The following is a 26,709-nucleotide window of genomic DNA, read 5'->3' as shown; positions in this document are numbered from 1 at the left end:
AGGCGGCGCGCGCATCAGCGCCCGCGGGCGTCAGTTGCGCCCGCCATTCGCCTTGATGACCTGTCCGCTCACCCAGCCGCCGTCCGGCCCGGCGAGGAAGGAGACCACGCGGGCGATGTCGTCGGGCTCGCCCAGCCGGCCGAGCGGGATGTCGGCGACGAGGCGCTGGACCATCTCCGGCGAGCGGCCGGCATAGAACAGCTCGGTGCCGACCGGGCCCGGCGCCACCGCGTTGACCGTCACCCGGCGGGAGCCGAGCTCCTTTGCCAGCACATGGGTCAGCCCCTCCACCGCCGCCTTGGTCGCCACATAGACGCCGTGGGCGGGAAGATAGGCGCCGATCAGGCTGGTCGAGAGGTTGATGATGCGCCCGCCGTCGCGCACGCGCCGCGCGCCCTCGCGCATGCCGTTGAACGCGCCGGTGAGGTTGACCGCGACGACGCGCTGGAAGTCGTCGTCGGTGACCGCCGCGAGCGGCGCGATCGCGCTGATGCCGGCATTGTTCACCAGCACGTCGACCGGGCCGAAGACGGCCTCCGCGCGGTCGAACAGATCGGCCACGGCCGAAGGATCGGCGACGTCGGCGCGCAGGGCGATGGCGCTCCCGCCGGCCGCTTCGATGGCGGCGACCACCGCCTCCGCCTCACTGGCGCTGGAAGCGTAGTTGACCACCGTGCGGAAGCCGTCGACGGCGAGGCGGCGGGCGAGCGCCGCGCCGATGCCCCTTGAGGCGCCGGTGACGATCGCGGTTCGAAGGGTGTCGGACATGATGGATGACCTCGTCTTGCATCGGGCATGGGGCGGGCGGCGGGGAGCGGTTCAGGCGATCCGCATCGAGACCTCGACGTCGCCGCCAAACGGCACCGACAGGTAGCCCTGCTCGGGCGAGCGCACGCGCTCGAGATAGTCCGGGCAGAAATCGGCGTTGTCGGCGACCACCAGCGCGCCGGGCCGCAGCCGGTCCTCGACGAGCTTCAGCACCGCGGCATAGAGGCCCTTGGCGCCGTCAAGCAGCAGCAGGTCGACGCTCTCGGGAAGGTCGGCGGCGAGCGTCTCGAGTGCGTCGCCCAGCCGGAATTCGACGAGGTCGTCGAGGCCGCCGGCCGCGAGGTTCGCGCGCGCCCGCGCCACCTTGGAGGGCTCGAACTCGCCGGTGATCAGCCGGCCGCCGCCATTGTCCCTCAGCGCCGCCGCGAGGTGCAGGGTCGAGACGCCGAACGAGGTGCCGAACTCGACGATGCTGCGGGCCCGCGTCGCCCGCGCCAGCATGTAGAGCAGCGTCCCGGTCTGCGGCGAGACGGCGAGCGGCAGGTCCTTCAGGCGGGCGTAGAGGTCGGCGTAGTCCGTGGTGCTGCGCATGAGGCGGTCGCGCTCGGGCACGGTCAGCGCCGACCAGTAGGTGGCGACCGAGGGCGTCGCCGACCAGGCATTCTCGGCCTGCGCGAACAGGTCGGCGATGAGCGGCGCCACCGGCGCCGTGGTCAGGGTGGTCATGGGTGTCTCCGGTTGCAAAGGAATGCGATGTCGTGTTGGGTTAGAAATACGACGAATTACTCGCGTTCTCTATTCGCATTCCCGGAGCGCCCCGTGGCCGACCACCCGAAGCCTCTGATATCGTTTCGAAAACGTCCCCAGCAGGCGCGCTCGGAGGCACTCGTTGCGGCGATTCTGGATGCAGCGACTCAGGTTCTGGCGAGCGAGGGGGCGGCGCGTTTCACCACCGCGCGGGTGGCGGAGAAGGCGGGTGTGAGCATCGGCTCGCTCTACCAGTACTTCCCCAACAAGGCGGCGATCCTGTTCCGCCTGCAGAGCGAGGAATGGCACCAGACCATCGAACTGATGCGCACCATCCTCGAGGATGGCGGCACGCCGCCGCTCGACCGGCTGCGACGCCTGGTCGAGGCCTTCGTGCGCTCGGAATGCGACGAGGCGCCGATGCGCGGCGCGCTCGACGACGCCGCCCCGCTCTACCGCGACGCGCCCGAGGTGCAGGAGGTGATGGCCTCCGGCGACCTGTTGTTCCACCGCTTCATGCGCGAGGCGCTGCCGGGCGTCGGCGAGGCGACGCGCGAACTCGCGGGCGAGGTGATCATCACCACGCTCGGCGCGGCCGCCAAGGAATTCTCGGAAAGCCCGCGCAGCCCGGCCGAGATCACCGCCTATGCGGGGGCGATGGCCGACATGTTCTGCGCCTATCTGAGGGAGATCGAGCGCCGCCCGGCATAGCGAGGCCCCCCGGCCGTCAGTCCCGCCCCGGCGAGGGCATGCGGGCGCCGGTCCAGCGCCGGAAGATGCCGGCGTCGATGCCGAACAGGTCGAGCGCGCGCCCGATCGTGTGGTCGACGATGTCGTCGACGCTCTCAGGGCGCACATAGAAGCCGGGCACCGGCGGCATGACGATGGCGCCCATCTCGGTCACTTGCGTCATCGAGCGCAGATGGCCGAGATGGAGCGGCGTCTCGCGCACCAGCAGCACCAGCCGCCGGCGCTCCTTCAGCACCACGTCGGCGGCCCGGGTCAGCAGGTTGGAGGTCACGCCGGTGGCGATCTCCGACATCGAGCGGATCGAGCATGGGGCGACGATCATCCCGGCGGTCGGGAACGAGCCGCTCGAGATCGCCGCGCCGATATTGTCCACCGAATGGACCACGCTGGCGCGCGCATGCACGTCGGCCACCTTCAGGTCGGTCTCGTGCGCCAGCGTCACCTGCGCCGAGCGCGTCATCACCAGATGGCTCTCGATGCCGAGGCCCGCCAGCACGTCGAGCAGCCGCACCCCGAGCACCGCCCCCGAGGCGCCGCTGATGCCGACGACGATCGGCTTCGTCCCACCGCTCATCCGCGCGCGTCCCTCACACCGGCTCACAGGCGAAGCCGGCGGCGGGGTAGCACCAGGGGCAGGCCTCCTCGGCGCTGCGCCCGAGCGGGTCCCATTGCGCAAGGCTGTCCCACACCGCCTCGCCCGCCTGCTGCGCCCAGGCGTTCAGCTCTCCGAAGTCGACGCCGGGGATGATGCCGTTTTCCATGCGGATCTCGCCGTCGACGATCACCGTGTCCACATCGTCGCCCACGCCGCATTCGACGAGGCTCTTGACCGGGTCGCGCACCGGCCCGTAGCGCAGCGAGTTGCGGCCCGACTGGTCGATGATGACGATGTCGGCGAGCGCGCCCGGCGCGAGGCGCCCGAGGTCGTCGCGCCCCACCGATCGGGCGCCGCCCAGCGTCGCCGCCTCCAGCGCCTGCCCGGCCGTGGCGGCGAGGTAGGTGTGGCTCATCACCTTGCCGAGATAGGAGGCGGTGCGCATGTTCATGATCATGTCGCGCGGATAGGTGTCCGAGCCGATCGAGATGTTCACCCCCGCCGCGCGGTAGCTCTCCCAGCTGTCCAGCGTGCGCGAGCGCCGCACGATGTTGATCGGGCAGTGCGAGATGCTGACGCCCGCCTCGCCCATCAGGCGCAGATCGTCCTTGCGCGCGAAATTCAGGTTCGGGTTGTCGGAGATGAAGTTGCCGTGCCCGATGTTCAGCGTCGGGCGCAGCATGCCGAGGCTGTCCAGCACCTCGATCGGCGTCATCATGTATTCGCGCACGGTCTCGTAGAACTCGATCACGCTGTAGGCAGCGTGGGTCGCCATCGGCAGGCCGAGCTCGTCCGCCGCCTCGCGGGTACGGCGCAGCAGCTCGAGGCTCGCCGTCTCCACCTCGCGCGGCACCAATATGCCGCGCACCCGCCCGCCGGCGGCGCCGTCATTGCGAGCGATCCAGTCGAGCGCCACTTCGAGCCCGTCGAGGCCGAGCTTGTCGTCGCGCACGCGCTTCAGCCGGCCCTGCTCGTCGCCCACCCAGCGCCCGCAATCATAGCCCGGCGCCAGATAGGCGCGGGTGCCGAGCCGGGAGACCTCCGCCAGCAGCGCGTCCTGCACCTTTAGCTGGCTGCCGAACTCGATGAAGGTGGTCACGCCGTTGCGCAGCAGCTCGGCCACGGTGAAGGTGGCGTTGCGCGCGAACGCCGCCTCCGCGCCGGGATCGCCGTGCTTGAGGTAGCGCGCATCCCCGCTCACCGTCGCGCCTTCCTTCGGCACGCTGATCTCAAGGAAGGGCTGGCCGTAATAGATCGGCCGGCCGGTGTCGGAGATCAGCCGGTGCGAGGCGCGGTGGCCCGAATGCACGTGGGTGTCGATGAAGCCGGGCGTGACGAGCTTGCCCCGGGCGTCGATCGTGCGGTCCACCTCGCCCTCGAAGGACGGGCCGACATGGATGATCCGGTTGCCCTCGAACACCACCACCCCGTCGCGCAGCAGCGTGTGGTGGCCCTTCTCATGGCCGACGATCCAGCCGGCTTCGATTTTCGTACGCATCGGACGAGCGATCCTCGGACTCTTCAGGAGGTGGATGTCTCGGAGCAGGCGTCGGGCTTTGCCGCCCCGCCGCCCGCCGCGCCCGCCTGCCCGCGGGCGAAGCGCAGCTGCCAGCCCATCACCAGCACGAGCAGGACGAGGCCGGCGATCTCGGAGGCGTTGTCCGGCACGATCAGCAGCACGCCGCCGGCGAACAGCGCCGCGCGCGCGGGCGTCGACAGCCGGCCGAGCGCGAACCCGCCCGAGGCGGCGGCGGTCGCGCACACTCCGACCACCGCGGTGCCGACCGTGCGCACGATGTCGAGCGCGTCGCCCTGCAGCAGCAGCGAAGGATCGGACACGAAGGCGAAGGGGATGATGAAGCCGGGAATGGCGAGGCCGAACGAGATCAGCCCGGTGGTCCACAGCGAGCCCCCGCTCACCCCCGCCGCGGCATAGGCGGCGAGCGCCACCGGCGGCGTCACCATCGACAGCACCGAGAAGTAGAAGATGAACAGGTGCGCCTCCAGCGGCGGCACGCCGAGATTCTGCAGCGCCGGGCCGACCAGGATGGCGGCGACCAGATAGGCGGCGGCGGTCGGCATACCCATGCCGAACACCAGCGTCAGGAACATCGCCCCCAGCAGCGAGACGAACAGCGAGCTGCCGGCGACGTCGAGCAGCCAGCGTTCGAGATGCAACGCCATGCCGGTGTGCACCAGCGCGCCGACGATGATGCCGGCGACCGCCGAGGGCACCGCCACCTCCGCCGCGCTGCGCGCGCCCGAGACCAGCGCGGCATAGATGTCCTTGAGGCCGAGCCGGGTGACGGGACGCAGCCAGCTCACCACGATGATCGCCACCATGGTCACGGCGCCGACCCGCATCAGCGAATATTGCGAGGTGAGCAGGTAGACCATCAGCACCAGCGGAAGCAACACGTGCCAGCGCTCGCGGAAGCCGCGCCAGGATTCGGCGAGCGGCAGGTCCTTGTTCGGCGCCAGGCCGTGGCGGCGCGCATGGCTGTCGACCAGCACGTAGAGCGAGAGATAGAACAGCGCCGCCGGCACGATCGCGGCATAGGCCACCGTGCCGTAGCTGACGCCGACGATGTCGGCGAGGATGAAGGCCGCCGCCCCCATCACCGGCGGGGCAAGCTGGCCGCCGGTCGAGGCGGTGGCCTCCACCGCGCCGGCGAAATTGGCCTTGAAGCCGGTGCGCCGCATCAGCGGGATGGTGACGACCCCGCTCATCAGGACGTTGGCGACCGCGCTGCCCGACACCGTGCCGAACAGGCCGGAGGAGACCACGCCCGCCTTCGCCGCCCCGCCCCAGGCGCGGCCGGTGGCGCAATAGGCGAGATCGACGAACAGCCGCCCCGCCCCGGAGCGCTCCAGGAACGCGCCGACGATGACGAAGTAGAACACCATGTTGGCCGAGGCCGAGATCGGCGTGCCGAAGATGCCCTGGTCGGACAGCACCTGCAGGTCGATGAAGCGCTTCAGCGACATGCCGCTATGGGCGAGCGGTCCCGGCAGATACGGGCCGGCGAAGACATAGACGATGAACAGTACCGCGAGCGCGGCGAGCACGATGCCGGCGATCCGCCGCGCGGCCTCGACCAGCAGCAGGATCAGCACAATGCCGAACACATAGTCGGAGGTATAGACCGGATCGACGCCCTCGATCCGCTCCGCCACGCGCCCGCCCTGGCGGAAGAAATAGACCGCGCAGGCGAGCGCGAGCAGGGCGCAGACGAGGTCGAGCACCGGCACCCCCTCGCCTTCCTTGCGCCGGCCGGACTGGCCGACCATCAGGTAGACGATGGCGGTGGTCGCGCCGACATGGGCCGAGAGCAGCGAGATCTCGTAGAGCGCCCGGCCCATGAAGACCGGAATGAACTGCACGGCGGCGAGGCCGAGGGCGATCGCGCCCAGCAGCAGCCTCGCGTGGCGGGGAGACAGAACCATGGCTACTGGCCTCCGCTGAGCTTCATTCCGGCGCCTGGCGCGCCTACTTCATCAGGCCGGCTTCGCGGTAGTACTTGGCCGCGCCGGGATGGATCGGGCAATTGCCGTTCAGCGCCGGGTCGGCGGCCATCTTGGGATCGAAGTCGGACAGCGCGGCGTGGATCTTCGGCAGCGCGGCGGCGTTCTCCACCAGCATTTTGGCGAAGGTGTAGGCGACGTCGTCCGGCACGCTCTTGGCGATCAGGATGTTGGAGGCCGCGCGCACCGTCTTCACCGGCTCGGTCTGGCCCTTGAAGGTGTTCGGCGGCACGGTCACGGCCGACCAGCCGTACTTCTCCACCATGCCCTTGATCACGTCGTCCGGCAGCGGGATCATGATCATGTCATTGACGGTGGTGATCTGGGTGGCGGCGGGGTGGCCCTTGGTCACCACATGGGCCCAGCCGTCGGCCTGCCCGTCCTTGATGATCTCGGCGGTGCCCGAGCGCGTGGAGGGCTCGATCATGCCGCCCTTGGCCGCGACGTCGTCCTTGCTGGAGCCCATCAGCGAGAGCACCTGGCGCACCGCCTGCTCGCCGGTGCCGCCGGCCTTGGTGGTCAGCAGGTGGAACTTGTTCTTGCCGTCGACGATGTCCTGCCACGAGGTGACGCCGGACGACTTGGTGACGAAGGTGCCGAAGTAATAGGTGTCGAGCCCGCCGATCAGGCCCATCACCTTGTCCTGCTTCTCGGGGAAGGTGCCGAAGCCGCCGCAGGCCTCCGCCGAGGTGACCGCGAAGCTGATGCCGAGCTCGGCCTCACCGTTCTGGATCAGCTTGATGTTGCCCACGCCGCCGGCGATCGGCAGCACGTCGATGGTGGAGCCCTTGGGCAGCTTGGGACCGACGAGGTCCGCGATGCCGGCGCCGTAATTGTACCAGGCCGAGCCGACGCCCACCGTGCCGAAGCGCAGCTTCACGGGCTCGTCCGCGACCGCGGCGCTGAGGGCCGTCGTGGCCGCGAATGCCAGGCTCATGCAGAAAACGCTCAGTCTGTTCATCGTCTTCTCCTGTGGCGGCCGGAACTGGCCAGTTGCGCGAGGCGATGCGGGGTCAGAGGGTGATTCCCGCTCCGCGGAGGATCGAACGGGCGCGCTCGCGCGCCTCGTCCGGAACGACCAGGCGCTCGGCGAATTCCCGCCCGGAGGGACGGGTGGCGTCGATGCCCATCTTGGTGAGGGTGAAGTCCTTCGGGTCGGAACTCGGGTCGATGATCGCGCCCTTGGCGCCGGGCACGAAGAAGATGTCCTTCTCCGCGTGGACGCGGGTGGCGATGGCCCAGAACACGTCGTTGAGGTCGAAGATGTCGACGTCGTCGTCCACCACGATCACGTATTTTGTGTAGAGCTCGGTGGCGAGCGCCGCCATGGCCGCCATCTGCGGCTCGCCCTCGGCGGTCTTCTTCATCGCGATCACCGCGAGGAACGCGCCGCAGGTCGAGTGCGGCACGTGCACCCCGGTCACGTTCGGCAGGTTGCGGCGCAGCGCGTTGAGGATCTCGCCCTCGCGGGTGACGCAGGAGATGAGGATGTGGTCCTTCGACATGCCGGAGGTGACGCTGTGGAAGAAGGCGTCGCGGCGCATGCGCAGGCGGTGGGCGACGAACACGTTCTGCGTGCTGCGGTACGAGGCGTAGCCGGTGAACTCGCCGAACGGCCCTTCCGGCTCGTGCACGCCGGCGAGGATCTCGCCCTCGATCACCATCTCCGCCCCGGCCGGCGCCTCGAGATCGCCGACCCCGCAGCGGGCGAGCCGGTAGGGCTCGCCGAACAGCGCGCCGATGATCTCGTATTTGCGCACGTCCGCGCCGTAGGCGTAGGTCATCGAGCCCATATAGTGGAGCGGGTGCACGCCGATGGTGATGGCGGCGGGCAGCGATTCACCGCGCTCCTCGGCCCGGCGGTGATACTCGTACATGCGCCGGCGCGAATGCAGCGAGACGCCGAGCCGGTTCTTGTCCTTCAGCATCAGGCGGTGGAACCCGGTCGTGTCGACGCCGGTGAGCGGGTCGCGCGCCGTGACCTGGCCGGCGGTGATGTAGGGCGCCGCGTCGACCGTGAACTGGTAGGGGATGGGCAGCTTCGTCAGGTCGAGCGCGTCGCCCTCCAGCACCACCTCGTCCCACGCGGCCCGCTCCACCACCTCGCAGGGGATCGGGTTCTGGCTGCGGTCGCGGAAGGCGGTCGGCAGCGCCGAGGGCTCGACGCCGAGGCAGGCGGCCAGCAGCCGGCGGTTGGCGGCGACATTGGTGACGCAGGGCATGTCGAAATCGCCCAGCCGGTCGAACATCACCACCGGGCTCTGCCCGGCGCGGTCGAGCTCCAGCACCATCGCCGTCGGCACGAGGCGCGAATCCACCCGCTCGCTCACCCGCAGGAATTCCTCGGGGAAGCGCTCCTGCACCATCGCGAGGAAGCCGCGAAGGCTCTGATCATCCACCCGGTCGGTCACGCTCAAGCACCTCGTCAACTCGTCAGTATACTGACGTTCTTGCCGCCATCCATGCGCGCCACCTTGATCCGGAGCGCCGGGCCGGCCGTCAGAGATCATCAGTTTGCTGACGACTCAGGTGCTTTCAATGCCAAACATTCGGCAGAAGGCGCCTAGAGATTGCGCAGGACCGTCCGTCCCATGCCGTTATTCGACTCCACCAGCAGCGACAGGTGGCGGATGAACTGCGCCCGCTCGGCGGCCGGAAGCGGGGCGATCAGCCGCGTATGCGCGGCATCGAGCGCGGTCTGCATCTCGGCCAGCATGGCGGCGCCCTCCGGCGTCAGGAAGGCGAGCCGCAGGCGCCGGTCCTTGGGCGATTCCTCGCGCCGGACCACGCCCCGCTTCTCCAGCCGCGTCAGCACGTTGGAGGTGGTGGTGCGGTCCATGCCGATCTCGGCGGCAAGCGCCGCCTGGTCGAGGCCGGGCTTCATCCGCAGCACCTGCATGACGCTGGTCTGCACCGGCGTGGTGCCGAAGCGCTCGCACTCCTTCAGGTAGATCGCGACATAGATCTGGTGGAGCCGGCGCACCAGGAAGCCGGGACGCCGGAACAGGCTCTCGCCCTCGATCTTCACATCATCCGACACGCGCTTGCTCCGCTGGACCCGGCCGATCCTCCGCATTCGCCGAAAAGGGCGCGGAATCCAAGCGTTTTCATGCGCCCGGCGCGCCTCGAGGCGGAGACGACGCAACGGAACCCGCGGCCCGATAAATGTGCAGCCCCTCTCGTCGGCGCCCGCTCGCCACGCTGGATCGAGGCGTCGCGCGGGCCGATTCCCGGTCGGCGGCGCGCGCGGGACGTGACGCTGGGGAGTGGCGTTTTACACCTGCGGCGCTCATTCTGCGCCGCGCCGGCCCCGGGGCGCCCGGGAAGCCGCGCCACCACGTCGTGAGGAGGAGCGGGAATGCCCAGCACGATCCATCTGCATCGCGTCCTGGCCACCAGCCCGGATAAGGTCTACCGTGCGTTCCTCGAGCCGGATGCGCTGGCGAAATGGCTTCCGCCCGCCGGCTTCGCCTGCACCGTGCACCATTTCGAGCCCAAGGTCGGCGGCAGCTTCCGCATGTCGTTCCGCAACTTCACCACCGGCGACAGCCACGCCTTCGGCGGTACTTATGACGAGCTCGTGCCGGGCGAGCGCCTGCGCTACACGGACCGCTTCGACGACCCGAACCTGCCCGGCGAGATGCGGGTCAGCGTCACGCTGAAGAAGGTCTCGGTCGGCACCGAGATCGAGATCGAGCAGGCCGGCATCCCGGACGCCATCCCGCCCGAGGCGTGCTATCTCGGCTGGCAGGATTCGCTGCGCAACCTCGCCAGCCTGGTCGAGCCGGACATCCGCTAGGAGCCCGGTCTCCCGGCGCGAACTGCGCGCCGGGATGGGGCCCGCGTTTCCGCTCAGCGCGCGGGGCAGGCGGCGACGCGCCGGCCCTGGCGCTGCGTCATGGCCAGCACCAGCACGAGGCCGGAGGCGGCCGCCACCGCGCCGGCAAGCGCGACCGCCGGATAGCCCAGCCCGCCGCCGATCACCGCCCCGCCCAGCGCCGCGCCAGCGGCATTGCCGAGGTTGAAGGCGCCGATATTCATCGAGGAGGCGAGGTTCGGCGCCGCCGAAGCGGCCGTCATCACCCGCACCTGCAGCGGCGGCACCAGCGCGAAGCTCGCCACCCCCCACAGGAAGATCAGCACCGCGCTCGGCCCGGCGAACGGCATCGCCAGCGCGAACGCCACCAGCAGCGCGGCGAGCGAGGTCAGCGTGACGATCAGCGTGCGGTCGACCGAGCGGTCGGCGAAGCGCCCGCCGAGCCAGTTGCCGACCGTCAGCCCGACGCCATAGGTCACCAGCATCGCCGTGACGAAGGAGATCGATGCATGGGTCTCCTGCTGCAGGATCGGCGCGATATAGGTGAACACGGTGAACATGGCGGTGGCGCTCAGCACGGTGAGCGCGAGCGCCAGCAGCACCGGCCCGCGCCCCAGCACCCTGAGCTCGGACACCATGTCCCCGCCCGCCTCGGCCGGCACATAGGGCAGCGTCAGGCGCAGCGAGGCCATGGCGAGGACGCCGAGCCCGGCAATGCCCCAGAAGGCCGCGCGCCAGCCGATCAGGTCGCCGACCCAGGTCGCCAGCGGCACGCCGACCACATTGGCGATGGTGAGCCCCATGAACATCGCCGCGACCGCGCCGGCGCGCCGGTTCTCCGGCACCAGGCCGGCGGCGACGATCGAGCCGACGCCGAAGAAGGCGCCGTGGTTCAGCGAGGTGATGAGCCGCGCCGCCAGCAGCATGCCGTAGCTGTCCGACAGCGCCGCCATCAGATTGCCGAGGGTGAAGATCGCCATCAGGCCGATCAGCAGCGTCCGGCGCGGAACCCGGCCGGTGGTGAGCGTCATCAGCGGCGCCCCCAGCATGACGCCGAGGGCATAGGCGCTGATGAGCAGCCCGGCGGTCGGGATCGACACGCCGAGATCGCCGGCGATGACCGGCAACAGGCCCATCGGCGCGAACTCGGTGACGCCGATGCCGAAGGCGCCGGCGGACAGCGCGAGAAGGGGAGGATTGAGTTTCATGAACGAAGCCTTCGAGGAGACGGGCGCAGCAGGAGCCTGCGGTCAGACCAGCGGCGGGTTGAGGCGGGCGAAGCCTTCCTGCTGGCGGTAGGGCGTGTGCGGATAGGGCGGCAGCACGTCGCTCGCACCATTGAGCAGCGCCATCTGCTCGGGCGTCAGCGACCAGCCGACGGCGCCGAGATTCTGGCGAAGCTGCTCCTCATTGCGGGCGCCGATGATGACCGAGGCGACGGTCGGGCGCTGCAGCAGCCAGTTGATGGCGATCTGCGGCACGCTCCGGCCGGTCTCGCCCGCCACCGCCTCCAGCGCGTCGACGACGCGGTAGAGATGCTCGTCCTCGACCGGCGGGGCGAAGATCGCGGTCTCGTGCAGGCGGCTGCCCTCGGGGATCGGCGCGCCGCGCCGGATCTTTCCGGTCAGCCGGCCCCAGCCGAGCGGGCTCCACACCAGCGCGCCGACGCCCTGGTCGGCGCCGAGCGGCATCAGGTCGGCCTCGTAGGCGCGCCCGATCAGCGAGTAATAGACCTGGTGCGCGACATAGCGCGGGCGCGCGTCGCGGTCGGCGGCGGCGAGCGCCTTCATGAGCTGCCAGCCGGGATAGTTGGACACGCCGGTGTAGCGGACCTTGCCCGCGGCGACGAGGGTGTCGAGCGTGCCGAGCACCTCCTCGACCGGGGTCGAGGCGTCGAGTGCGTGAAGCTGCAGCAGGTCGATATGGTCGGTGCCGAGCCGGCGCAGCGCCGCCTCGACCTGACGGATCAGCCGGCTGCGCGAGACGCCCCAGTCATGGGGACCGTCGCCGGCCGGCAGGCCGGTCTTGGTGGAGATCAGCACCGCGTCGCGGCGCCCCTTGATGGCCTCGCCCAGTACCTGCTCCGACGCCCCGTCCGAATAGACGTCGGCGGTGTCGAACAGGTTGACGCCGGCCTCGAGGCAGATGTCCACCAGCCGCCGCGCCTCGGCGGCGTCGGTGCGGCCCCAGGCGCTGAACAGCGGCCCGCTGCCGCCGAAGGTCCCGGCGCCGAAGCTGAGGACGGGAACGCGCAGGCCGGAGGAACCCAACTGACGATATTCCAAGCTCGCCTCCAGAAGTGAGATGATGTCGATGATGACGTTTCGGCAAAGATGGACGACGCCTCCGCGGCGCAGTAGACGTGGCCGAGGCCAAACATTTTTGATCTGGACGCAAAGATGCGAATGGAAGGCGCGGATCGCGCGCGCGAGCTGGAAGTGTTCTCGGCGGTGGCGCGCACGGGCAGCTTCTCGGCCGCCGGCCGGGCGCTGCAACTCACCCCCTCGGCGATCAGCCGCACCATCGACCGCATCGAGGCGCGGCTCGGCGTGCGGCTGCTGATCCGCTCCACCCGGGCGCTGACGCTGACGGCGGAAGGGCTCGGCTATCTCGGCGCGGCGCGGCGCATCCTCGCCGATCTCGACGAGGCCGAGCGCGTGATCGCCGACCAGGGCGCGCCGCGCGGGCGGCTGCGGGTCAGCGCCGCGTTCTCGCATGGGCGCCTGTGCGTGGTGCCGCTGCTGGGCGACTTCGCCCGGCGCTACCCGCACATACTGGTCGACATCAGCCTGACCGACACGGTGGTGGACGTGGCGGGCGGGCAGGCGGACGTGGCGATCCGCTTCGGCCCGCTGGCCGACAGCGCGCTGACCGCGCGCCGGATCGGCGAGACCGGCCGCAGCATCGTCGCCTCGCCCGCCTATCTGGCGCGGCACGGCACGCCGCGCGTGCCCGAGGACCTGCACGGGCACAACTGCCTGAACTTCAACTTCCGCCGCGCCGAGCCGGTCTGGCCGTTCCGGCGCGAGGGGCGCGACTACGCGCTCACCGTGACCGGTAACATCGAGGCCAATAATGGCGAGACACTGGGCCAGCTCGCGCTCGACGGCGTCGGCATCACCCGTGTCGGCAATTTCGGCGTGGTCGACGATCTCGCCGCCGGCCGGCTCGTGCCCCTGCTCGAGGCGTTCAACCCGGGCGACGTCGAGCCGATCCACGCCGTCTTCGTCGGCGGCGCCAACATGCCGGCGCGGGTACGGGTGTTCGTCGACTTCCTGGCCGAGCGCCTGCGCTGAACGCGGGCACTCGGCCCGCTCACTCGAACGCCATCGACCGCGCCCGCCGCAGCGCCAGCGCGATCACCAGGCCGGCCGCCGCCGCGCCGGCGCCGATCAGGAACACGCGGCCATAGCCGGCGTGGTCCGCGAGCAGCCCGGCCAGCGGCCCGGTCAGCCCGTAGGCGAGGTCCTGGAAGGCGGAGAACCCGCCGAGCGCCGTGCCGCGCAGATGCGGCGCGACGAGCCGCACCACCTCCCGCCCCATGGAAGGAAAGATCATCGAGCAGCCGAGCCCGGTCAGGAACGCTCCGGCGAGGGCGGTGAGCGGGCCCGGCGCGCTCCAGATCAACGCCTGGCCGAGCGCCTCCACCGCCAGCGAGCCGGTCGCCACGGGCAGGCCGCCGATGCGGTCCGGCAGGTGGCCGAGCAGCAGGCGCACCAGCACGAAGCCGGCGCCGAAGGCGGTGAGCCCGAGCCCGGCATAGCTCCAGCCGCGGTCGAGGAAATAGAGCGTGAAGAACGACCCGATGGCGGCGAAGCCGATGCCCTGCAGGCACACGATCGCCCCGTGCGGCCAGATCCGGCCGACCACGCTCCAGAAGGACGGGCGCGCCCCCGCCGGCACCGTGGCGACGCCGGGCAGCCGCGCGATCGCGGCGAGGCCGAGGCAGGGCAGCACCGCGCTCGCGGCCATCGCCCCTGAAAAGCCGAACCGGTCGAGCAGCACGAGGCCGACCGGCCCGCCGAGCGCCAGCGCGCCGTAGATCGCCGCGCCGATCAGCGCCAGCACCCGGCCCGAGCGCGCCGGGCCGACGAGCCCGATGCCCCAGGCGATCACGCCGACCGCGACCAGGCTCTCGCCCAGCCCGAGCAGCAGCCGGCCGGCGAGCAGGATCGCGAACGCCGTCCACGGCGCCGGGGTCAGCAGCCCCGCACCGAGCGAGGTCAGCGCACCCGCCACGTAGAAGCCGAGCCCGCGCGCCGCCGCTAGCCTCGCCCCGCGCCGGTCGGCGAGCTCGCCGGCATAGCCGCGCGTGAGGATGGTGGCGAGGAAGGCGATGCCCACGCCGAGCCCGGCCCAGACATTGTCGAGGCCGAGCTGGCGGGTGACGAACACCGGCACGACGGGAAGCGCCATGCCGACGCACAGATAGGAAAGGAAGAGAATGAAGGTGAGCAGCAGCAGGCGCGCCTGCGCCGGATCGCGGATGGACTGGAAGGGCATCGAAGGTCCCGAGGTACAACCTCGGTCGAGCGGACGCAAAAAAACGCACTCCGATCGACGAGGATCGTTGAGTGCGTTGCTTGACGTTAAACGCTTACGGCCAGCCGGGCTGGCGGATGAATTTCCCTAGGCGGCCGGGCCGCCGGTGTCAATGCACCCGCGCCTATTCCTCGGATCGGCCCGTGCCCTCGCGGTCGCGCGCGTAGCGGTGCGCAAGCGGGAACGGCGGCAGCCAGGATTCGCGGCGTATCGTCCAGAGCTCGTAGGTCGGCACGAACCGGTCGGGCGCATCGAGCGCGCCGAGATTGACCTCGATCTCGTCGCCGCTGCGCCCGAACACGGAGGAGCCGCAGCGCGGGCAGAAGAACCGCCCGTCATAGTCGCGCGTCTCGCCCACGACCGTCACCGCCTCCTCGGGGAAGATCGCCGAGGCGTGGAACAGCGCGCCGTGATGCTTGCGGCAGTCGAGGCAGTGGCACAGGCCGACCCGGTACGGGCGCCCCCGCGCCACGATCCGCACATTGCCGCACAGGCACCCGCCGGTGACCTGGTCCATCTGCGTCTCTCCCCGCTCGCTCGCGCCATGGTCGTCCGCCGTGGCCGCGACCGCAAGCGGCCGGCCCGGCGGCCCTACGCCATGGCCGGGCGCGGCAGGCCGAGCATCTCGCGCAGCATCGCCCCGTCATAGCCGGTGCGGTAGAGCCCGCGTTCCTGCAGAACCGGCACCACCTCGCGCCCGAAGTCGCCGAGCCCGGAGGGCGAGAGCGGCGGCACCAGCAGGAAGCCGTCCGCCGCGCCAACCTCGAAGCGCTGCTGGATCGCGTCGGCGATCTGGACGCCGGTGCCCGCCACGGTCCAGTGCCCGCGATTGCCGGCGGTGCGGGCGGCGAGTTCCATCATGGTCAGCCCCTCGCGTTTGGCGAGGTCGATGAAGGGCTGGCGCCGGCTCAGCATGCCGGTGCCGGCCGGCAGGTCCTCGGGCAGGGGCGCGTTCGGGTCGTAGCCCGACAGGTCGATGCTGCCGAGCTTGGCCGACAGGCGCGCCAGCGCGATCGGCGCCGGGATCAGCCGGTCAAGTGCCTCGAGCCGCTCCTTCGCCTCGGCCTCGGTAGGGCCGATCGAGGGCATCAGCGCCAGCAGCACCAGCACCGAATCCGGGTCGCGCCCATAGGAAGCCGCCCGCGCCTTGATGTCGGCATAGAAGGCGCAGGCCGCCTCGGTGGTGGTGTGGGTGGTGAACACCACGTCCGCCACCCGCGCCGCCAGCGCCCGCCCGGGCTCGGAGGAGCCCGCCTGCACGATCACCGGCTGCCCCTGCGGGCAGCGCGCCACGTCGAGCGGGCCGCGCACGGAGAAGTACTTCCCGGCATGGTTCAGCACGTGCAGCCCGGCGGGCTCGAAATAGCGCGGCCCGTCCCGGTCGAGCACGAAGGCGTCGTCGTCCCAGCTGTTCCACAGCCCGCGCACCACGTCGACGAACTCCTCCGCCCGGGCGTAGCGCTCGGCCGGGGCGAGGTGCTCCCGGTTGCTGAAGTTGAGCGCCATGGCGACGTTGGAGCTGGTCACGCAGTTCCAGCCGGCGCGCCCGCCGCTCACATGGTCGAGCGAGGCGATGCGGCGCGCGACATGGTAGGGCTGCTCGAAGGTGGTCGAGGCGGTCGAGATCAGCCCGATATGCCGGGTCGAGACCGCCAGCGCCGACACCGTCACCAGCGGGTCGAGCCGCTCGATCACCGGGTCGGTGCTCAGCGATTCCATCGGCGCCAGGATCGGCGGCCCCACATCGGCGACCAGGATCAGGTCGAGCAGCGCCTCCTCGGCGGCGCGGGCGAGCTCCAGATTGGCGGCGAAGCTGCCATGCAGATGCGGGGCGGTGTCGGGATGGCGCCAGGCGGCGACGTGCTCGCCGCCGACCGAAAGGAATGTGCCGAACTTGATGTGCCGTGCCTTCGTCATTCTCTCTTCTGCCGGATTGTCTTCTGCTGCCCGATGCGCGGCCCGTCGCCGCCGCCTGCCTGTCCGCCGCCTTCGCCCGTTGCGTCAGCCTCCCGCCGCCGCCCGTCCCTCGGCGCCCGCAGCGGGCTGGTTGACCGGCATCCGGCCCTGCTCGATCCGCGCCTTGAGCCGGAACGAGAAGTCGCGCGGAAACAGGTCGAGATAGTCCTGAACGCCCAGCTCGCGCGCGGCATGCACCGGCCAGTCGGAGTTGAACATCAGCTCGCGCGCCATGCCGATCAGGTCGACCACGCCGCTCTCGAGGATCGCCTCGGCCTGCGGGGCGGTGGTGATCAGCCCCGGCGCCATGGTGAGCGCGCCGAGCTCGGCCTTGATGCGGCCGGCATAGGGAAGGTGGAAGCCGGGAACACGCGGTACCAGCGGCATGTCGGTCGGCCCCTCGAGCCCGCCGGACGAGCAGTCGATCACATCGACCCCGCAGGCGACGAGCTCGCGCGCCAGCGCCACCGTGTCGTCGAGCGACCACACGCCGCCCTTGCCGTCGATGCTGGAGACCCGGAAGAACAGCGGCTTGTCGTCGGGCCACACCTCGCGCACCGCGCGCGTGACCTCCAGCGCGAAGCGCATCCGCCCGGCGCGCTCGCCGCCATATTCGTCGGTGCGGTGGTTGATCAGCGGCGAGAGGAACTGCTGGATCAGGTAGCCGTGCGCGCCGTGGATCTCGAGGATGTCGAACCCGGCTTCGAGGCTGCGCCGCGCCGCCTCGGCCCAGGCCGCGGCGACGTCGGCGATGTCGCCCTTCGACATCTCGTCGGGCACCGGAAGGTCGCGCCCGGCGGCGACCGCGCTCGCCGAGATGCGCCGCCAGGGTGGGCGGCCGGTACGCGCGTCGTCCTGGGTGAGCGGCGCGCGATCGGCCAGCGGGCCGTGCGCGGACGCCTTGCCGCCGGCATGGCCAAGCTGGATCGCCGGCACCGCGCCGAGGCCGCGCACCAGCTCGGTCACCTGCCGGAAGGCGGGGATCTGGTCGTCGCGGTAGAGCCCGGCACAGCCATGGGTCTTGCGCCCGCGGTCCTCCACCGCCGTCTCCTCGTAGAAGACGATGCCCGCGCCGCCGAGCGCGTAGCGGCCCATATGCAGGAAATGCCAGTCGGTCGGGCTGCCCTCGACCGATCTGTATTGGCACATCGGCGAGGCGACGATCGGGTTGCGGGCGGTGACCCCCTTCAGGGCGATCGGCTGGAACAGTCGCGGCAGAGGCATGACGTCGTTCGCACCGCTACTTTCTTCGCACCGCTCCCCCGGCGCACCGGCCGGAAACGACGCGCCGGCGACCCTGTGCCGGCTCCCGCGCGAGGGGCCTCGCGCGCCGTCTATCGGCCGCCAAATAGGGGTGTCATGTCAATGATGATCGACTTCGGTTTTTTTAAATCAGCATCAACGTTTTATGTATTTTACCCGCCCGAAGCCCGTAAATACCCTACAAAATGATGATGTAAATACGTAATTTCACGCCTTTGCGTAAAGGCGCGGGAATTTTTGCGCCCTTCCGGGCGCCCATAATCAACGAATACTGAACCTTCCACAAAAGCCGGACAAAGGGGACTCGGGTCGAATGAAGAAGGATGGGCTGATTACTCGCCGTGGCTTTGTGACGATGAGCGCCGCTGCAGCGCTCGCGCCCTATGCCGCGCCGCTGATCTCCGGCCATGCCGAAGCGCTCGCTCAGGCCAGCGACGAGGGCACGCCGAAGTCGGGCGGCAGCTTCGTGGTGGTGATCTCCGCCGACCCCTCCTCCTGCAACACCAGCCTCACCACCAGCGTGCCGGAATCGACCCTCGGCTCCTTCATCTATGAGGGCCTGACGCGCATCGAATCCGACTTCACCGCCGGCCCCAACCTCGCCTCTTCCTGGACCATCTCGGATGACGGGCTGATCTATACCTTCAAGCTCGCCAAGGCGAAGTGGCACGACGGCAAGGACTTCACCTCCGCCGATGCCAAGTATTCGCTGGAGGAAGTGAGCGCCAAGTATGGCAGCCGCTTCAAGGCCGCCGCCTCCAAGATCAAGTCCATCGAGGCGCCCGATCCCGAGACGCTGGTGATCACCCTCACCTCCTCCTACGGCCCGATGCTGGTCTCGCTCACCGCCTATGGCGGCGCGGCGATGCTGCCCAAGCACATCTTCGAAGGCACCGACCCGCTCAGCAACCCGGCCTCGATCGACAAGCCCGTGGGCACCGGCCCCTTCAAGATGAAGGACTGGGCGCATGGCGACCACGTCACGCTCGAGAAGAACAAGGACTACTGGCGCGAGGGCAAGCCCTATCTCGACGAGGTGATCCTGAAGATCATCCCGGACGGCGGCACCCGCGTGCTGGCGATGAAGGCCGGCGAGGTCGACTATTCCTACTTCTACTTCTTCCCGGTGAGCCGCGTCGCCGAGGCCAAGGCCGATCCCAACCTGCAGCTTCGCGAGAAGGCGCTGCCGGAGGACAAGATCATCATCTGGAACGTGCGCAAGGAGCCGTTCAACAACCCGAAGGTCCGCCAGGCGCTCTACCGCGCCACCAACATGACCTACATCCAGCAGGTGGTTTACCAGAAGCTCGGCAAAGTCATGGTCAACCACATGGATTCGCGCCTCGGCTGGGCGCACGACGCCTCCATCGACCTGACCGAGAAGTATCCGTTCGACCTCAAGGCCGCGGCGGCGGCGCTGGACGAGGCCGGGCTGAAGCCCGATGCCAACGGCCAGCGCATGACCTTCCGCATGGCCTTCGATTCCGCCGACACCGACTACGGACGCATCGCCCAGGTGCTGGCCAACAACTGGGGCCAGATCGGCATCAAGCTGGTCATCGACGCCGTGCCGCGCGCGGTGATGATCGAGCGCGTGTTCAAGGACTGGGATTTCGACGGCACCATCCAGGCCTATTCGACCAGCGGCGACCCCGCGCTCGGCGTGGCCCGCCTCTACGTGTCCGACGCCATCGTGAAGACGCCGTTCCGCAACGTGTCGGGCTACTCCAACCCGGAGGTCGACAAGCTGTTCGCCGAGGGTCTCGCCAAAACCGACACCAAGGCGCGCGGCGAGGCCTACAAGAAGGTCTCCGCCATCCTCGCCGAAGACATGCCGGTGTTCCCGATGTGGGAGACGGCGGCGATCAACGTCGCCACCACGCGGGTGCACGGGCGCTGGGCGTGGAGCGACGGCTACAGCTTCTGGGAAGACGTGTGGGTCGACTGATGAACGCGCAGGACATCGCCACGACCCAGGGCGGCCCGTCGCTGACGCGCCAGTTCGCCAATTACTGGTCGAGCGTCAGCTATGAGGAACTGCCGCCCGAGGTGGTGGCGATGTGCAAGCGCCTGCTGCTCGACACGCTGCTGGTCGGCGCGCGCGGCGCCGACAGCGATGATGCGCGCGCCACGACGGCGGGCGCCGCCGATGCCTTCGGCCCGCTCGCCGGCCCCTCGGCGCTGTGGGACGGCAGCGGGCGCACCGCCGCCCCGGCGGTCGCGGCGTTGATCAACGGCACCGCCACCCATGCGCTGGAATTCGACGATTTCGGCGGCTGCGGCCATTCCAGCGCCGTGGTCGTCCCCGCCGTCTGCGCCATCGCCGAGGCGGAGGGCATCGACGGGCGCGGCATGATCCGCGCGCTGGCGGCCGGCTACGACCTCGCCCACCGCATGACCGCCGGCGTCGGCGGCTACCGGCCGCACAACGACCGCGGCTGGCACTCGACCGGCACCTGCGGCACCTTCGGCGCCGCCGCCGGGGCCGCCGCCGCGCTCGGCCTCGACGCGGAGCGCTTCACCTGGGCGCTCGGCATCGCCTCGTCCAACGCGGCGGGCACCTGGTCCTATCTCGGCGACGGCGCCATGACCAAGCGCTTCCACCCCGGCCGCGCCACATCCAACGGCGTGGTCTCGGCCTATCTCGCCCGCAGCGGACTCACCGGCCCCGCGCAGGCGCTGGAAGCCAGATGGGGCGGCTTCTTCAGCACCTATTGCGGCCCCGAGGCGGTGCCGGAAGCGGTAATCGACAAGCTCGGCGTCGCCTTCGGCGTCATGACCGCGGGCATCAAGCTGTTCCCCTGCTGCCGCGGCCTGCACTCCTCGATCGAGGCCCTGCTCGACATCATGAGCGAGACGCCCTGCACCGGCGAGGAGATCGACACCATCATCGTCCACGGCGCCGAGCGTACGCGCCGCCAGTTCTCCAAGCGCGAGATGACCACCATCCTCGACGGCCAGTTCAGCCTGCCCTACGCGCTCGCCAGCATCGCCACCAGCGGCGACGCCACGCTGGAGGAGTTCATCCCGCTGCGCACCGGCGACCCGCGCGTCGCCGCGCTGATGGAGCGCGTCGAGGTCCGCGCCGACCGCCCGCTCGGTCCCTATGACGAGCCGGACGTGGAAGTGATCCTGAAGGACGGGCGCCAGCTCGCAAAGCACGTCCCGGTCTCCAAGGGCGCGGCCGCCCGCCCGCCCTCGGACGCCGAACTCGCGCGCAAGCACGCGGCCATCGCCGCCCCGGTGTTCGAGCCGGAAGCGTTCAAGGCGCTCGGCGCCATGATCGCCGGCCTGGAGGATCTGAAGGACTTCCGCGACTGCACCCGTCTCCTCACCAGCGGCCGTCGTCGCTGAATGCGGTACTACATCGCGCAAAGGCTGTTCTGGTCGGTCGTCATCGTCTTCGGGATCGTGGTGGTCAATTTCGTGCTGACGCGGATCGTCCCCGGCGATCCCACCACGGCACTGGTTGGCGAATTCCCGGTGCCGCAGGCCTATATCGACCAGATCCGGCATGATTTCGGGCTCGACCAGAGCATCCCCGCCCAGCTCTATTACTACCTCGTTCATGTGGCGCAGGGGGACCTCGGCTTCTCCTTCGTCGGCCGGCAGAATGTGCTGCCGCTGATCCTCCGGCGGGCCGGCGTCACGCTGATCCTGATGCTGCCCTCGCTGACGCTCGCCTCCATCATCGGCGTGCTGATCGCGGTCCGCGCCGCACGCCGCGCCGGCTCCTCGCTCAACACCTTCCTCACCGCGCTGAGCCTTGCGGGCGCCTCGGTGCCGGTGTTCTGGCTGGCGCAGATGCTGGTGATGCTGTTCGCGGTGCGGCTCGGCTGGCTGCCGGCGCAGGGCATGGTGTCGGTGCGGGCCAACTACACCGGCCTCGCCTATTTCCTCGACCTGCTGCGCCACCTCATCCTGCCCTCCTTCTGCATCACCATCTTCTACCTCGCCATCGTGGTTCGGGTGGCGCGCACCTCCATGCTGGAGATGCTGCACCAGGACTTCGTGCTCACCGCGCGGGCGAAGGGGCTGAGCGAGAACCAGGTCGTGGTACGCCATGTGCTGCGCAACGCGCTGATCCCGGTCATCACCGTGATCGGCTACAATTTCGGCTACTCGCTCACCGGCGCGATCCTGACCGAGACCGTGTTCGCCTGGCCGGGCATTGGCGGGCTGTTCGTCAGCTCGATCCACTACCAGGACTTCCCGGTCCTGTCGGGCATCTTCCTGCTGGCCGCGACTGCCGTCGTCGCCGCCAACTTCATCACCGACATCCTCTACGCCGTCGTCGACCCGCGCGTGCGTGTGGCGACGCTGAAGCCGGCCTGAGCGGAGGAGCCACCATGTATCCCGCTCTGAGGCGCATGTTCACCAATCCCGTCGGCATCGTCAGCGGCGCGGTGGTGCTGCTGCTGGCGCTGGCGGCGGTCGCCGGGCCGACCCTCTATCCGGTCGACCCTTTCGCGCTTTCCGTGGAGGTCAACGCAGCGCCGAGCTGGCTGCACCCGCTCGGCACCGACGATCTCGGCCGCGACGTGCTCGCGGGCATGATCGAAGGCGCCAAGATCTCGCTCTTCGTCGGCATTTCCGCCGCCCTCGCCACCACTGTCATCGGCGTGCTGGTGGGCGCGGTCGCCGGCTATGTCGGCGGGCGGGTGGACGCGGCGCTGATGCGCCTGTCCGAGTTCTTCCAGGTGATGCCGACCTTCATCCTCGCCGTGCTGATCGTGTCGCTGATCGGCCCCGGCCTCACCCGCGTCATCATCGTCATCGCCGTATTGTCCTGGCCGCAGACGGCGCGCGTGGCGCGCGGCGAGATCATGCGCGTCTCCCAGCTCGACTATGTCGACGCGGCGCGCTGCATGGGCATACCGGGCTGGCGCATCCTCTATGGCGAGGTGATCCCGAACGCCATCGCCCCGGCGCTGGCGCTGGCCAGCCTCATCATGGCGCAGGCGATCCTGCTGGAGGCCTCGCTGAGCTTCCTCGGCCTCGCCAGCCCAGACATCATCAGCTGGGGCCGCATCCTCAGCGTCGCCCAGCAATATCTGTTCACGGCCTGGTGGCTGTCGGTGTTCTCCGGCATGGCGATCTTCATCACCGTGCTGGCCTTCAACCTTCTCGGCGACGCGCTCGCCGACGCCCTCAACCCGCGCCACGCTCACTGAGGGACCCCATGACCCGAACCATTCTCGAGGTCGACCGGCTCGCTCTCGTCTATACCGGGCGCGGCCGCGACGTGAACGCGATCCAGGACGCGAGCCTGCTGGTCAAGGAGGGCGAGGCCATCGGCGTCGCCGGCGAGTCGGGGTCGGGCAAGTCCACCCTCGCCCGCGCGGTGATGGGCCTGCTGCCGCCCACCACCTCGCGCATCGTCGGCGGGCGGATCGTGGTCGAGGGCGTCGACGCCACCGGCTTCGGACCGTCCGACTGGCAGAGCCTGCGCGGCAGCTCGGTCGCCATGGTGTTCCAGGACCCGCTCAGCTTCCTCAACCCGGTGGTGCGGGTCGGCCGGCAGATCGCCGAGGGCATCGCCCTGCAGGACCCGCATGCCGACCGCAAGGCGCGCACCCGCGAACTGCTGGAGCTGGTGAAGCTGCGTCCCTCGGTGATCGACGCCTACCCGCACGAACTCTCCGGAGGCATGCGACAGCGCGTGATGCTGGCGATCGCGCTCGGCTGCCGGCCGCGCCTGCTGGTCGCCGACGAGCCCACCACCGCGCTCGACGTAACGACCCAGGGCGAGATCCTCGCCCTGCTGGACGAGCTGCGCCGCACGCTCGGCATGGCGCTGGTGCTCATCAGCCACGACCTCGGCGTGCTGCGCCGGCTGTGCGACCGGATCTACGTCATGTATGCCGGCCACACCATCGAGACCGGGCGCACCGCGCAGGTGCTGGGCGCGCCCGCCCATCCCTATACGCGCGGCCTGATCGCCGCCTCGCGCCTCACCCGCGGGCCGGACGGACGCTTCTCCACCATCGGCGGCGACGTGCCCTCGTTGCAGCAGCGCATCACAGCCTGCCCGTTCCAGCCGCGCTGCGGCTCGGCCATGCCGGTCTGCGCCGAGATGCCGCCCTTCCTCGACACCGCCGAGCCCGACCATCTCGGGCGCTGCTGGCTGCTGACGCCCGAGCCCGGCGGCGCGCCCGCCCTTCCCCCCGACACCCGCGCGAGCGAGGCCCGCAATGTCGGCGCCTGAGACGGCACGCGAGGAGACTTCGCAGGCCGGAAAGCCGGTGCTCGAGATCCGCAACATCTCGAAGACCTTCCACCTGCCCGGCGCCGAGGCGTTCAAGGCGGTCGACGACGTCAGCCTCTCGGTCCACCCGGGCGAATGCGTGGCGATCGTCGGCGAGAGCGGCTCGGGCAAGTCTACCGTGGCGCGGATGGCGCTGTCGCTGCTGCGCCCGGACAGCGGGCAGGTGTTCCTCGAAGGCCGCTCGCTGCTCGACATGAGCCCGCGCGAACTGCGCACCCGCCGGCTCGCCATGCAGCCGGTGTTCCAGGACCCCTCGGCCTCGTTCAACCCGCGCCGCAGCGTGTGGTCGAGCCTGCGCCAGGCCATCGCCCAGGGCACCACGCCCGAGCCGGACATGCGCGCGCGCGCCCTCGAGCTGCTGTCCCAGGTCGAGCTGCGCCCGCCGGAGAACTATGTCGAGCGCTACCCGCACGAGCTCAGCGGCGGCCAGCGCCAGCGGCTCGCCATCGCGCGCGCCCTCGCCCCGCGCCCGCGGCTCATCATCGCCGACGAGCCGCTCTCGGGCGCGGACGTGTCGATCCGCGCCCAGATCCTCAACCTGCTGCTCGACCTGCAGGCGCAGCAGAACATCGCCTTCCTGCTGATCACGCACGACATGCTGGTCGCGCGCGCCCTCGCCCAGCGCGTGGTGGTGATGCATCACGGCCGCATCGTCGAGCAGGGCGAGACCGAGCAGGTGATGCAGTCCCCGCGCGAGGCCTACACCCAGCGCCTGCTCGCCGCCGTGCTCGACGTCGATCTCGCGCCTCCGCCGACACCGACGCCGACGCCGGCATCCCCCTCGGCGCCGCCCGACAGCCTTCCGAACAAAGCCAGATCGGCGTGATCCGCCGGAGGATTGGGAAATGCTCAAGCAGAATTCGGCTGAATATCGCGGCTACCGCACCCCCGGCATCCGCCTCAAGGAAGAGATGATCCCGCATCTCGGCAAGGTGTACTCCAACCGCACCCAGTCGATGCTGCCGGCGCTGCACGCCTTCGACCAGGCGCACACCATCATGCTGATCGAACAGGGTGTGCTGCCGCGCGAGACCGGCATCGCGGTGCTGCGCTCGATCCGCAAGATGGAGGAAGAAGGCGTCGTCGCCGCACGCATGCGGGTGGGCGGCGGCCTTCATTCGGGCGAGCACTACGTCATCCGCGACCTCGGCGAGGAGATCGGCGGGCGCTTCCACGTGGCGCGCAGCTCCGGCGATCTCAGCTCGGTCGCCATCAACGTGCTGCAGCGCGAGCACTGCCTCGCCGTGCTGGAGGGGATCAACCGCTTCCGGTCCATGCTGCTGAAGCTGATCCCGAAGCACACCGGCTCGATCCTGCCGGGCTACAGCTTCGGCCAGCACGCCCAGCCCATGACCTTCGCCCATCTGTGGCTGTCCTGGGTGGCGACGCTGGAGCGCGACTTCGCCCGCATCCACGGCGCCTATCAGCGCGTCAACACCAGCCCGGCGGGCGCGGCCATCATGGTCGGCTCGGACTTCCCGATCGACCGCGAGCGCACGGCGGACCTGCTCGGCTTCGACGCGGTGCACGAGAACTGCGCCGACGCCATCCTCGAGCTCACCGCCGACGACAGCCTCGAAGTGCCGATGGTGTTCTCCATCCTGTGCCATTCCATGGCCAAGTGGGCGGACGACCTGATCCTGTGGACCACGCGCGAATTCGACTTCGTCGAGATCCCGGACCGCTTCTGCGGCACCTCCTCGATCATGATGCAGAAGAAGAACGTCATCGGCCCGGCCGAGCTGAAGGCCAATTCCGCCGAGGCGATCGCCTGCGTCGTCTCCTCCTACCACGCGCTGAAGGGGCCGACCGGCCTGCCGATCAACGAGCGCTACCAGGCGCTCGACATGCTCTGGCGGGTCGGCGAGAGCCTGGTCGCGCATATGGACTGGTTCGGCGAGTTCCTGCCCGAGCTCACCATCCGCACCGACTATCTGCGCGAGCATTCCTGGCGCCACTGGGCGACCGCCACCGACCTCGCCAGCGCGCTGGTGCGCGGGCGCGACATGCCCTGGCGCACCGCGCACCAGATCGTCGGCATCCTGGTGCGCCTCAGCGAGGAGCGCGGCCTCACCCCGGCCGACGTCACCCCGGAGCTGCTCGACGAGGCGGCGATGCTCTATCACGAGAAGCCGGTCGGCTTCACCCGCGAGGAGATCATGACCGCGCTCGACCCCGTGCTGTTCGTCGAGAAGCGCACCCTGCTCGGCGGCCCGGCGCCGGACGAGTCGCTGCGCCAGGTGGGCGTGTTCAGCGCGCGTCTGGAGGCGGACGAGGCTATCGTCGAGGGCATCCAAACCCGCCTCGCCGCCGCCGAGACCAAGCTGCGCAGCACGGTGGACGAGCTCATCGCCTGACGGGCGGGCGCGGCGACGGTTCGACCCATCGCCGCGCTTCCTCTCCCCGCCGGGGAGAGGACTTCTCGGATTTGAATCAGCGGCTTACCGCGCAAGAGCCGGCCACCCTTTGCGCGCCGAA

The 26,709-nt window shown here is 69.9% G+C and carries 24 protein-coding genes; 10 read left to right on the top strand and 14 right to left on the bottom strand.

All coding sequences use genetic code 11. The features are described 5' to 3' along the window. Nucleotides 1-30 precede the first annotated feature (30 nt). Both NVS89_RS10615 and NVS89_RS10610 read right to left on the bottom strand, forming a co-directional pair. Nucleotides 31-768, bottom strand: a complete 738-nt coding sequence (locus NVS89_RS10615; protein ID WP_258732673.1) for an SDR family oxidoreductase — start codon at nucleotides 766-768, stop codon at nucleotides 31-33. A gap of 51 nt (nucleotides 769-819) precedes the next feature. Further along, nucleotides 820-1,494 (bottom strand): O-methyltransferase, encoded by a 675-nt coding sequence (locus NVS89_RS10610; RefSeq protein WP_258732671.1) that lies wholly within the window; start codon nucleotides 1,492-1,494, stop codon nucleotides 820-822. 93 nt (nucleotides 1,495-1,587) lie between these two features. Between NVS89_RS10610 and NVS89_RS10605 the strand changes: the two genes are divergently transcribed. Beyond that, on the top strand, nucleotides 1,588-2,226 hold the full coding sequence (locus tag NVS89_RS10605; RefSeq protein WP_258732669.1) for a TetR/AcrR family transcriptional regulator: 639 nt from the start codon (nucleotides 1,588-1,590) through the stop codon (nucleotides 2,224-2,226). 16 nt (nucleotides 2,227-2,242) lie between these two features. On the opposite strand, the gene NVS89_RS10600 is transcribed toward NVS89_RS10605, so the two are convergent. The 6 genes from NVS89_RS10600 to NVS89_RS10575 form a co-directional block, all read right to left on the bottom strand. Next, nucleotides 2,243-2,839 carry a UbiX family flavin prenyltransferase gene (locus NVS89_RS10600; protein WP_258732667.1) on the bottom strand — a complete coding sequence of 199 codons (597 nt, stop codon included), beginning with the start codon at nucleotides 2,837-2,839 and terminating at the stop codon, nucleotides 2,243-2,245. A gap of 13 nt (nucleotides 2,840-2,852) precedes the next feature. After that, the gene (locus NVS89_RS10595; RefSeq protein WP_258732665.1) at nucleotides 2,853-4,358 is read right to left on the bottom strand and encodes a chlorohydrolase family protein; all 1,506 of its coding nucleotides are present in this window, start codon (nucleotides 4,356-4,358) and stop codon (nucleotides 2,853-2,855) included. A gap of 23 nt (nucleotides 4,359-4,381) precedes the next feature. Beyond that, nucleotides 4,382-6,307, bottom strand: a complete 1,926-nt coding sequence (locus NVS89_RS10590) for a TRAP transporter permease (protein WP_258732664.1) — start codon at nucleotides 6,305-6,307, stop codon at nucleotides 4,382-4,384. A gap of 43 nt (nucleotides 6,308-6,350) precedes the next feature. Next, a complete protein-coding gene (locus NVS89_RS10585) occupies nucleotides 6,351-7,346 on the bottom strand; it encodes a TAXI family TRAP transporter solute-binding subunit (RefSeq protein WP_258732663.1) in 996 nt (331 codons plus the stop codon). A gap of 52 nt (nucleotides 7,347-7,398) precedes the next feature. Continuing rightward, the gene (locus tag NVS89_RS10580) at nucleotides 7,399-8,796 is read right to left on the bottom strand and encodes a UbiD family decarboxylase (protein WP_258732730.1); all 1,398 of its coding nucleotides are present in this window, start codon (nucleotides 8,794-8,796) and stop codon (nucleotides 7,399-7,401) included. Between the two features lie 152 nt (nucleotides 8,797-8,948). Further along, nucleotides 8,949-9,425 (bottom strand): MarR family winged helix-turn-helix transcriptional regulator, encoded by a 477-nt coding sequence (locus NVS89_RS10575; RefSeq protein ID WP_258732662.1) that lies wholly within the window; start codon nucleotides 9,423-9,425, stop codon nucleotides 8,949-8,951. Nucleotides 9,426-9,743: 318 nt separating this feature from the next. On the opposite strand from NVS89_RS10575, the gene NVS89_RS10570 reads away from it, so the two are divergent. Then, complete coding sequence (locus NVS89_RS10570; RefSeq protein ID WP_258732661.1) at nucleotides 9,744-10,184, top strand: SRPBCC family protein; 441 nt, start codon at nucleotides 9,744-9,746, stop codon at nucleotides 10,182-10,184. A 53-nt stretch (nucleotides 10,185-10,237) separates the two neighbouring features. Here the strand turns inward: NVS89_RS10570 and NVS89_RS10565 are convergent, their stop codons facing one another. After that, a complete protein-coding gene (locus tag NVS89_RS10565) occupies nucleotides 10,238-11,410 on the bottom strand; it encodes an MFS transporter (protein ID WP_258732660.1) in 1,173 nt (390 codons plus the stop codon). Between the two features lie 42 nt (nucleotides 11,411-11,452). Continuing rightward, complete coding sequence (locus NVS89_RS10560) at nucleotides 11,453-12,487, bottom strand: aldo/keto reductase (protein WP_258732658.1); 1,035 nt, start codon at nucleotides 12,485-12,487, stop codon at nucleotides 11,453-11,455. 114 nt (nucleotides 12,488-12,601) lie between these two features. Between NVS89_RS10560 and NVS89_RS10555 the strand changes: the two genes are divergently transcribed. Further along, nucleotides 12,602-13,498 carry a LysR family transcriptional regulator gene (locus NVS89_RS10555; RefSeq protein ID WP_258732657.1) on the top strand — a complete coding sequence of 299 codons (897 nt, stop codon included), beginning with the start codon at nucleotides 12,602-12,604 and terminating at the stop codon, nucleotides 13,496-13,498. Between the two features lie 19 nt (nucleotides 13,499-13,517). On the opposite strand, the gene NVS89_RS10550 is transcribed toward NVS89_RS10555, so the two are convergent. From NVS89_RS10550 to NVS89_RS10535, 4 genes are all read right to left on the bottom strand, one after another. Continuing rightward, nucleotides 13,518-14,705 carry an arabinose transporter gene (locus NVS89_RS10550; RefSeq protein WP_258732656.1) on the bottom strand — a complete coding sequence of 396 codons (1,188 nt, stop codon included), beginning with the start codon at nucleotides 14,703-14,705 and terminating at the stop codon, nucleotides 13,518-13,520. A 163-nt stretch (nucleotides 14,706-14,868) separates the two neighbouring features. After that, a complete protein-coding gene (locus NVS89_RS10545; RefSeq protein ID WP_258732654.1) occupies nucleotides 14,869-15,261 on the bottom strand; it encodes a GFA family protein in 393 nt (130 codons plus the stop codon). A 74-nt stretch (nucleotides 15,262-15,335) separates the two neighbouring features. Then, a complete protein-coding gene (locus tag NVS89_RS10540) occupies nucleotides 15,336-16,661 on the bottom strand; it encodes an LLM class flavin-dependent oxidoreductase (protein WP_258732653.1) in 1,326 nt (441 codons plus the stop codon). 84 nt (nucleotides 16,662-16,745) lie between these two features. Next, nucleotides 16,746-17,924: an NADH:flavin oxidoreductase/NADH oxidase gene (locus tag NVS89_RS10535; RefSeq protein ID WP_258732652.1), complete on the bottom strand. Its 1,179-nt coding sequence runs from the start codon at nucleotides 17,922-17,924 to the stop codon at nucleotides 16,746-16,748. 394 nt (nucleotides 17,925-18,318) lie between these two features. On the opposite strand from NVS89_RS10535, the gene NVS89_RS10530 reads away from it, so the two are divergent. From NVS89_RS10530 to NVS89_RS10500, 7 genes are read left to right on the top strand one after another with little or no spacing between them, the layout of a single operon-like run. Continuing rightward, the gene (locus NVS89_RS10530) at nucleotides 18,319-19,911 is read left to right on the top strand and encodes an ABC transporter substrate-binding protein (protein WP_258732651.1); all 1,593 of its coding nucleotides are present in this window, start codon (nucleotides 18,319-18,321) and stop codon (nucleotides 19,909-19,911) included. After that, nucleotides 19,911-21,317 carry an MmgE/PrpD family protein gene (locus NVS89_RS10525; protein ID WP_258732650.1) on the top strand — a complete coding sequence of 469 codons (1,407 nt, stop codon included), beginning with the start codon at nucleotides 19,911-19,913 and terminating at the stop codon, nucleotides 21,315-21,317. Before NVS89_RS10530 ends, NVS89_RS10525 begins: the two co-directional genes overlap by 1 nt. Then, nucleotides 21,318-22,298, top strand: coding sequence for an ABC transporter permease (locus tag NVS89_RS10520; protein WP_258732649.1), 981 nt, complete (start codon nucleotides 21,318-21,320; stop codon nucleotides 22,296-22,298). A gap of 14 nt (nucleotides 22,299-22,312) precedes the next feature. Further along, entirely contained in the window at nucleotides 22,313-23,137 is an 825-nt protein-coding gene (locus NVS89_RS10515) for an ABC transporter permease (RefSeq protein ID WP_258732648.1), read from the top strand. 8 nt (nucleotides 23,138-23,145) lie between these two features. Then, nucleotides 23,146-24,171, top strand: coding sequence for an ABC transporter ATP-binding protein (locus tag NVS89_RS10510; RefSeq protein WP_258732647.1), 1,026 nt, complete (start codon nucleotides 23,146-23,148; stop codon nucleotides 24,169-24,171). Next, nucleotides 24,158-25,057 (top strand): ABC transporter ATP-binding protein, encoded by a 900-nt coding sequence (locus tag NVS89_RS10505; protein WP_258732645.1) that lies wholly within the window; start codon nucleotides 24,158-24,160, stop codon nucleotides 25,055-25,057. Before NVS89_RS10510 ends, NVS89_RS10505 begins: the two co-directional genes overlap by 14 nt. Nucleotides 25,058-25,076: 19 nt before the next feature. Further along, nucleotides 25,077-26,588, top strand: a complete 1,512-nt coding sequence (locus NVS89_RS10500) for an argininosuccinate lyase (protein WP_258732644.1) — start codon at nucleotides 25,077-25,079, stop codon at nucleotides 26,586-26,588. Nucleotides 26,589-26,709 lie beyond the last annotated feature (121 nt).

It is taken from the genome of Ancylobacter mangrovi, from assembly GCF_024752355.1.
Taxonomy (GTDB): Bacteria; Pseudomonadota; Alphaproteobacteria; order Rhizobiales; family Xanthobacteraceae; genus Ancylobacter; species Ancylobacter mangrovi.
Note: the sequence above shows the minus strand (reverse complement) of the source record. Positions and strands in the feature narration are given on the sequence as shown.

What these genes read in the sequence shown, in the direction of transcription:
- NVS89_RS10615 (WP_258732673.1), bottom strand. Translation starts at nt 768, where the DNA reads ATGTCCGACACCCTTCGAACCGCGATCGTCACCGGCGCCTCAAGGGGC.
- NVS89_RS10610 (WP_258732671.1), bottom strand. Translation starts at nt 1,494, where the DNA reads ATGACCACCCTGACCACGGCGCCGGTGGCGCCGCTCATCGCCGACCTG.
- NVS89_RS10600 (WP_258732667.1), bottom strand. Translation starts at nt 2,839, where the DNA reads ATGAGCGGTGGGACGAAGCCGATCGTCGTCGGCATCAGCGGCGCCTCG.
- NVS89_RS10595 (WP_258732665.1), bottom strand. Translation starts at nt 4,358, where the DNA reads ATGCGTACGAAAATCGAAGCCGGCTGGATCGTCGGCCATGAGAAGGGC.
- NVS89_RS10590 (WP_258732664.1), bottom strand. Translation starts at nt 6,307, where the DNA reads ATGGTTCTGTCTCCCCGCCACGCGAGGCTGCTGCTGGGCGCGATCGCC.
- NVS89_RS10585 (WP_258732663.1), bottom strand. Translation starts at nt 7,346, where the DNA reads ATGAACAGACTGAGCGTTTTCTGCATGAGCCTGGCATTCGCGGCCACG.
- NVS89_RS10570 (WP_258732661.1), top strand. Translation starts at nt 9,744, where the DNA reads ATGCCCAGCACGATCCATCTGCATCGCGTCCTGGCCACCAGCCCGGAT.
- NVS89_RS10565 (WP_258732660.1), bottom strand. Translation starts at nt 11,410, where the DNA reads ATGAAACTCAATCCTCCCCTTCTCGCGCTGTCCGCCGGCGCCTTCGGC.
- NVS89_RS10555 (WP_258732657.1), top strand. Translation starts at nt 12,602, where the DNA reads ATGCGAATGGAAGGCGCGGATCGCGCGCGCGAGCTGGAAGTGTTCTCG.
- NVS89_RS10550 (WP_258732656.1), bottom strand. Translation starts at nt 14,705, where the DNA reads ATGCCCTTCCAGTCCATCCGCGATCCGGCGCAGGCGCGCCTGCTGCTG.
- NVS89_RS10545 (WP_258732654.1), bottom strand. Translation starts at nt 15,261, where the DNA reads ATGGACCAGGTCACCGGCGGGTGCCTGTGCGGCAATGTGCGGATCGTG.
- NVS89_RS10540 (WP_258732653.1), bottom strand. Translation starts at nt 16,661, where the DNA reads ATGACGAAGGCACGGCACATCAAGTTCGGCACATTCCTTTCGGTCGGC.
- NVS89_RS10535 (WP_258732652.1), bottom strand. Translation starts at nt 17,924, where the DNA reads ATGCCTCTGCCGCGACTGTTCCAGCCGATCGCCCTGAAGGGGGTCACC.
- NVS89_RS10530 (WP_258732651.1), top strand. Translation starts at nt 18,319, where the DNA reads ATGAGCGCCGCTGCAGCGCTCGCGCCCTATGCCGCGCCGCTGATCTCC.
- NVS89_RS10525 (WP_258732650.1), top strand. Translation starts at nt 19,911, where the DNA reads ATGAACGCGCAGGACATCGCCACGACCCAGGGCGGCCCGTCGCTGACG.
- NVS89_RS10520 (WP_258732649.1), top strand. Translation starts at nt 21,318, where the DNA reads ATGCGGTACTACATCGCGCAAAGGCTGTTCTGGTCGGTCGTCATCGTC.
- NVS89_RS10515 (WP_258732648.1), top strand. Translation starts at nt 22,313, where the DNA reads ATGTATCCCGCTCTGAGGCGCATGTTCACCAATCCCGTCGGCATCGTC.
- NVS89_RS10510 (WP_258732647.1), top strand. Translation starts at nt 23,146, where the DNA reads ATGACCCGAACCATTCTCGAGGTCGACCGGCTCGCTCTCGTCTATACC.
- NVS89_RS10505 (WP_258732645.1), top strand. Translation starts at nt 24,158, where the DNA reads ATGTCGGCGCCTGAGACGGCACGCGAGGAGACTTCGCAGGCCGGAAAG.
- NVS89_RS10500 (WP_258732644.1), top strand. Translation starts at nt 25,077, where the DNA reads ATGCTCAAGCAGAATTCGGCTGAATATCGCGGCTACCGCACCCCCGGC.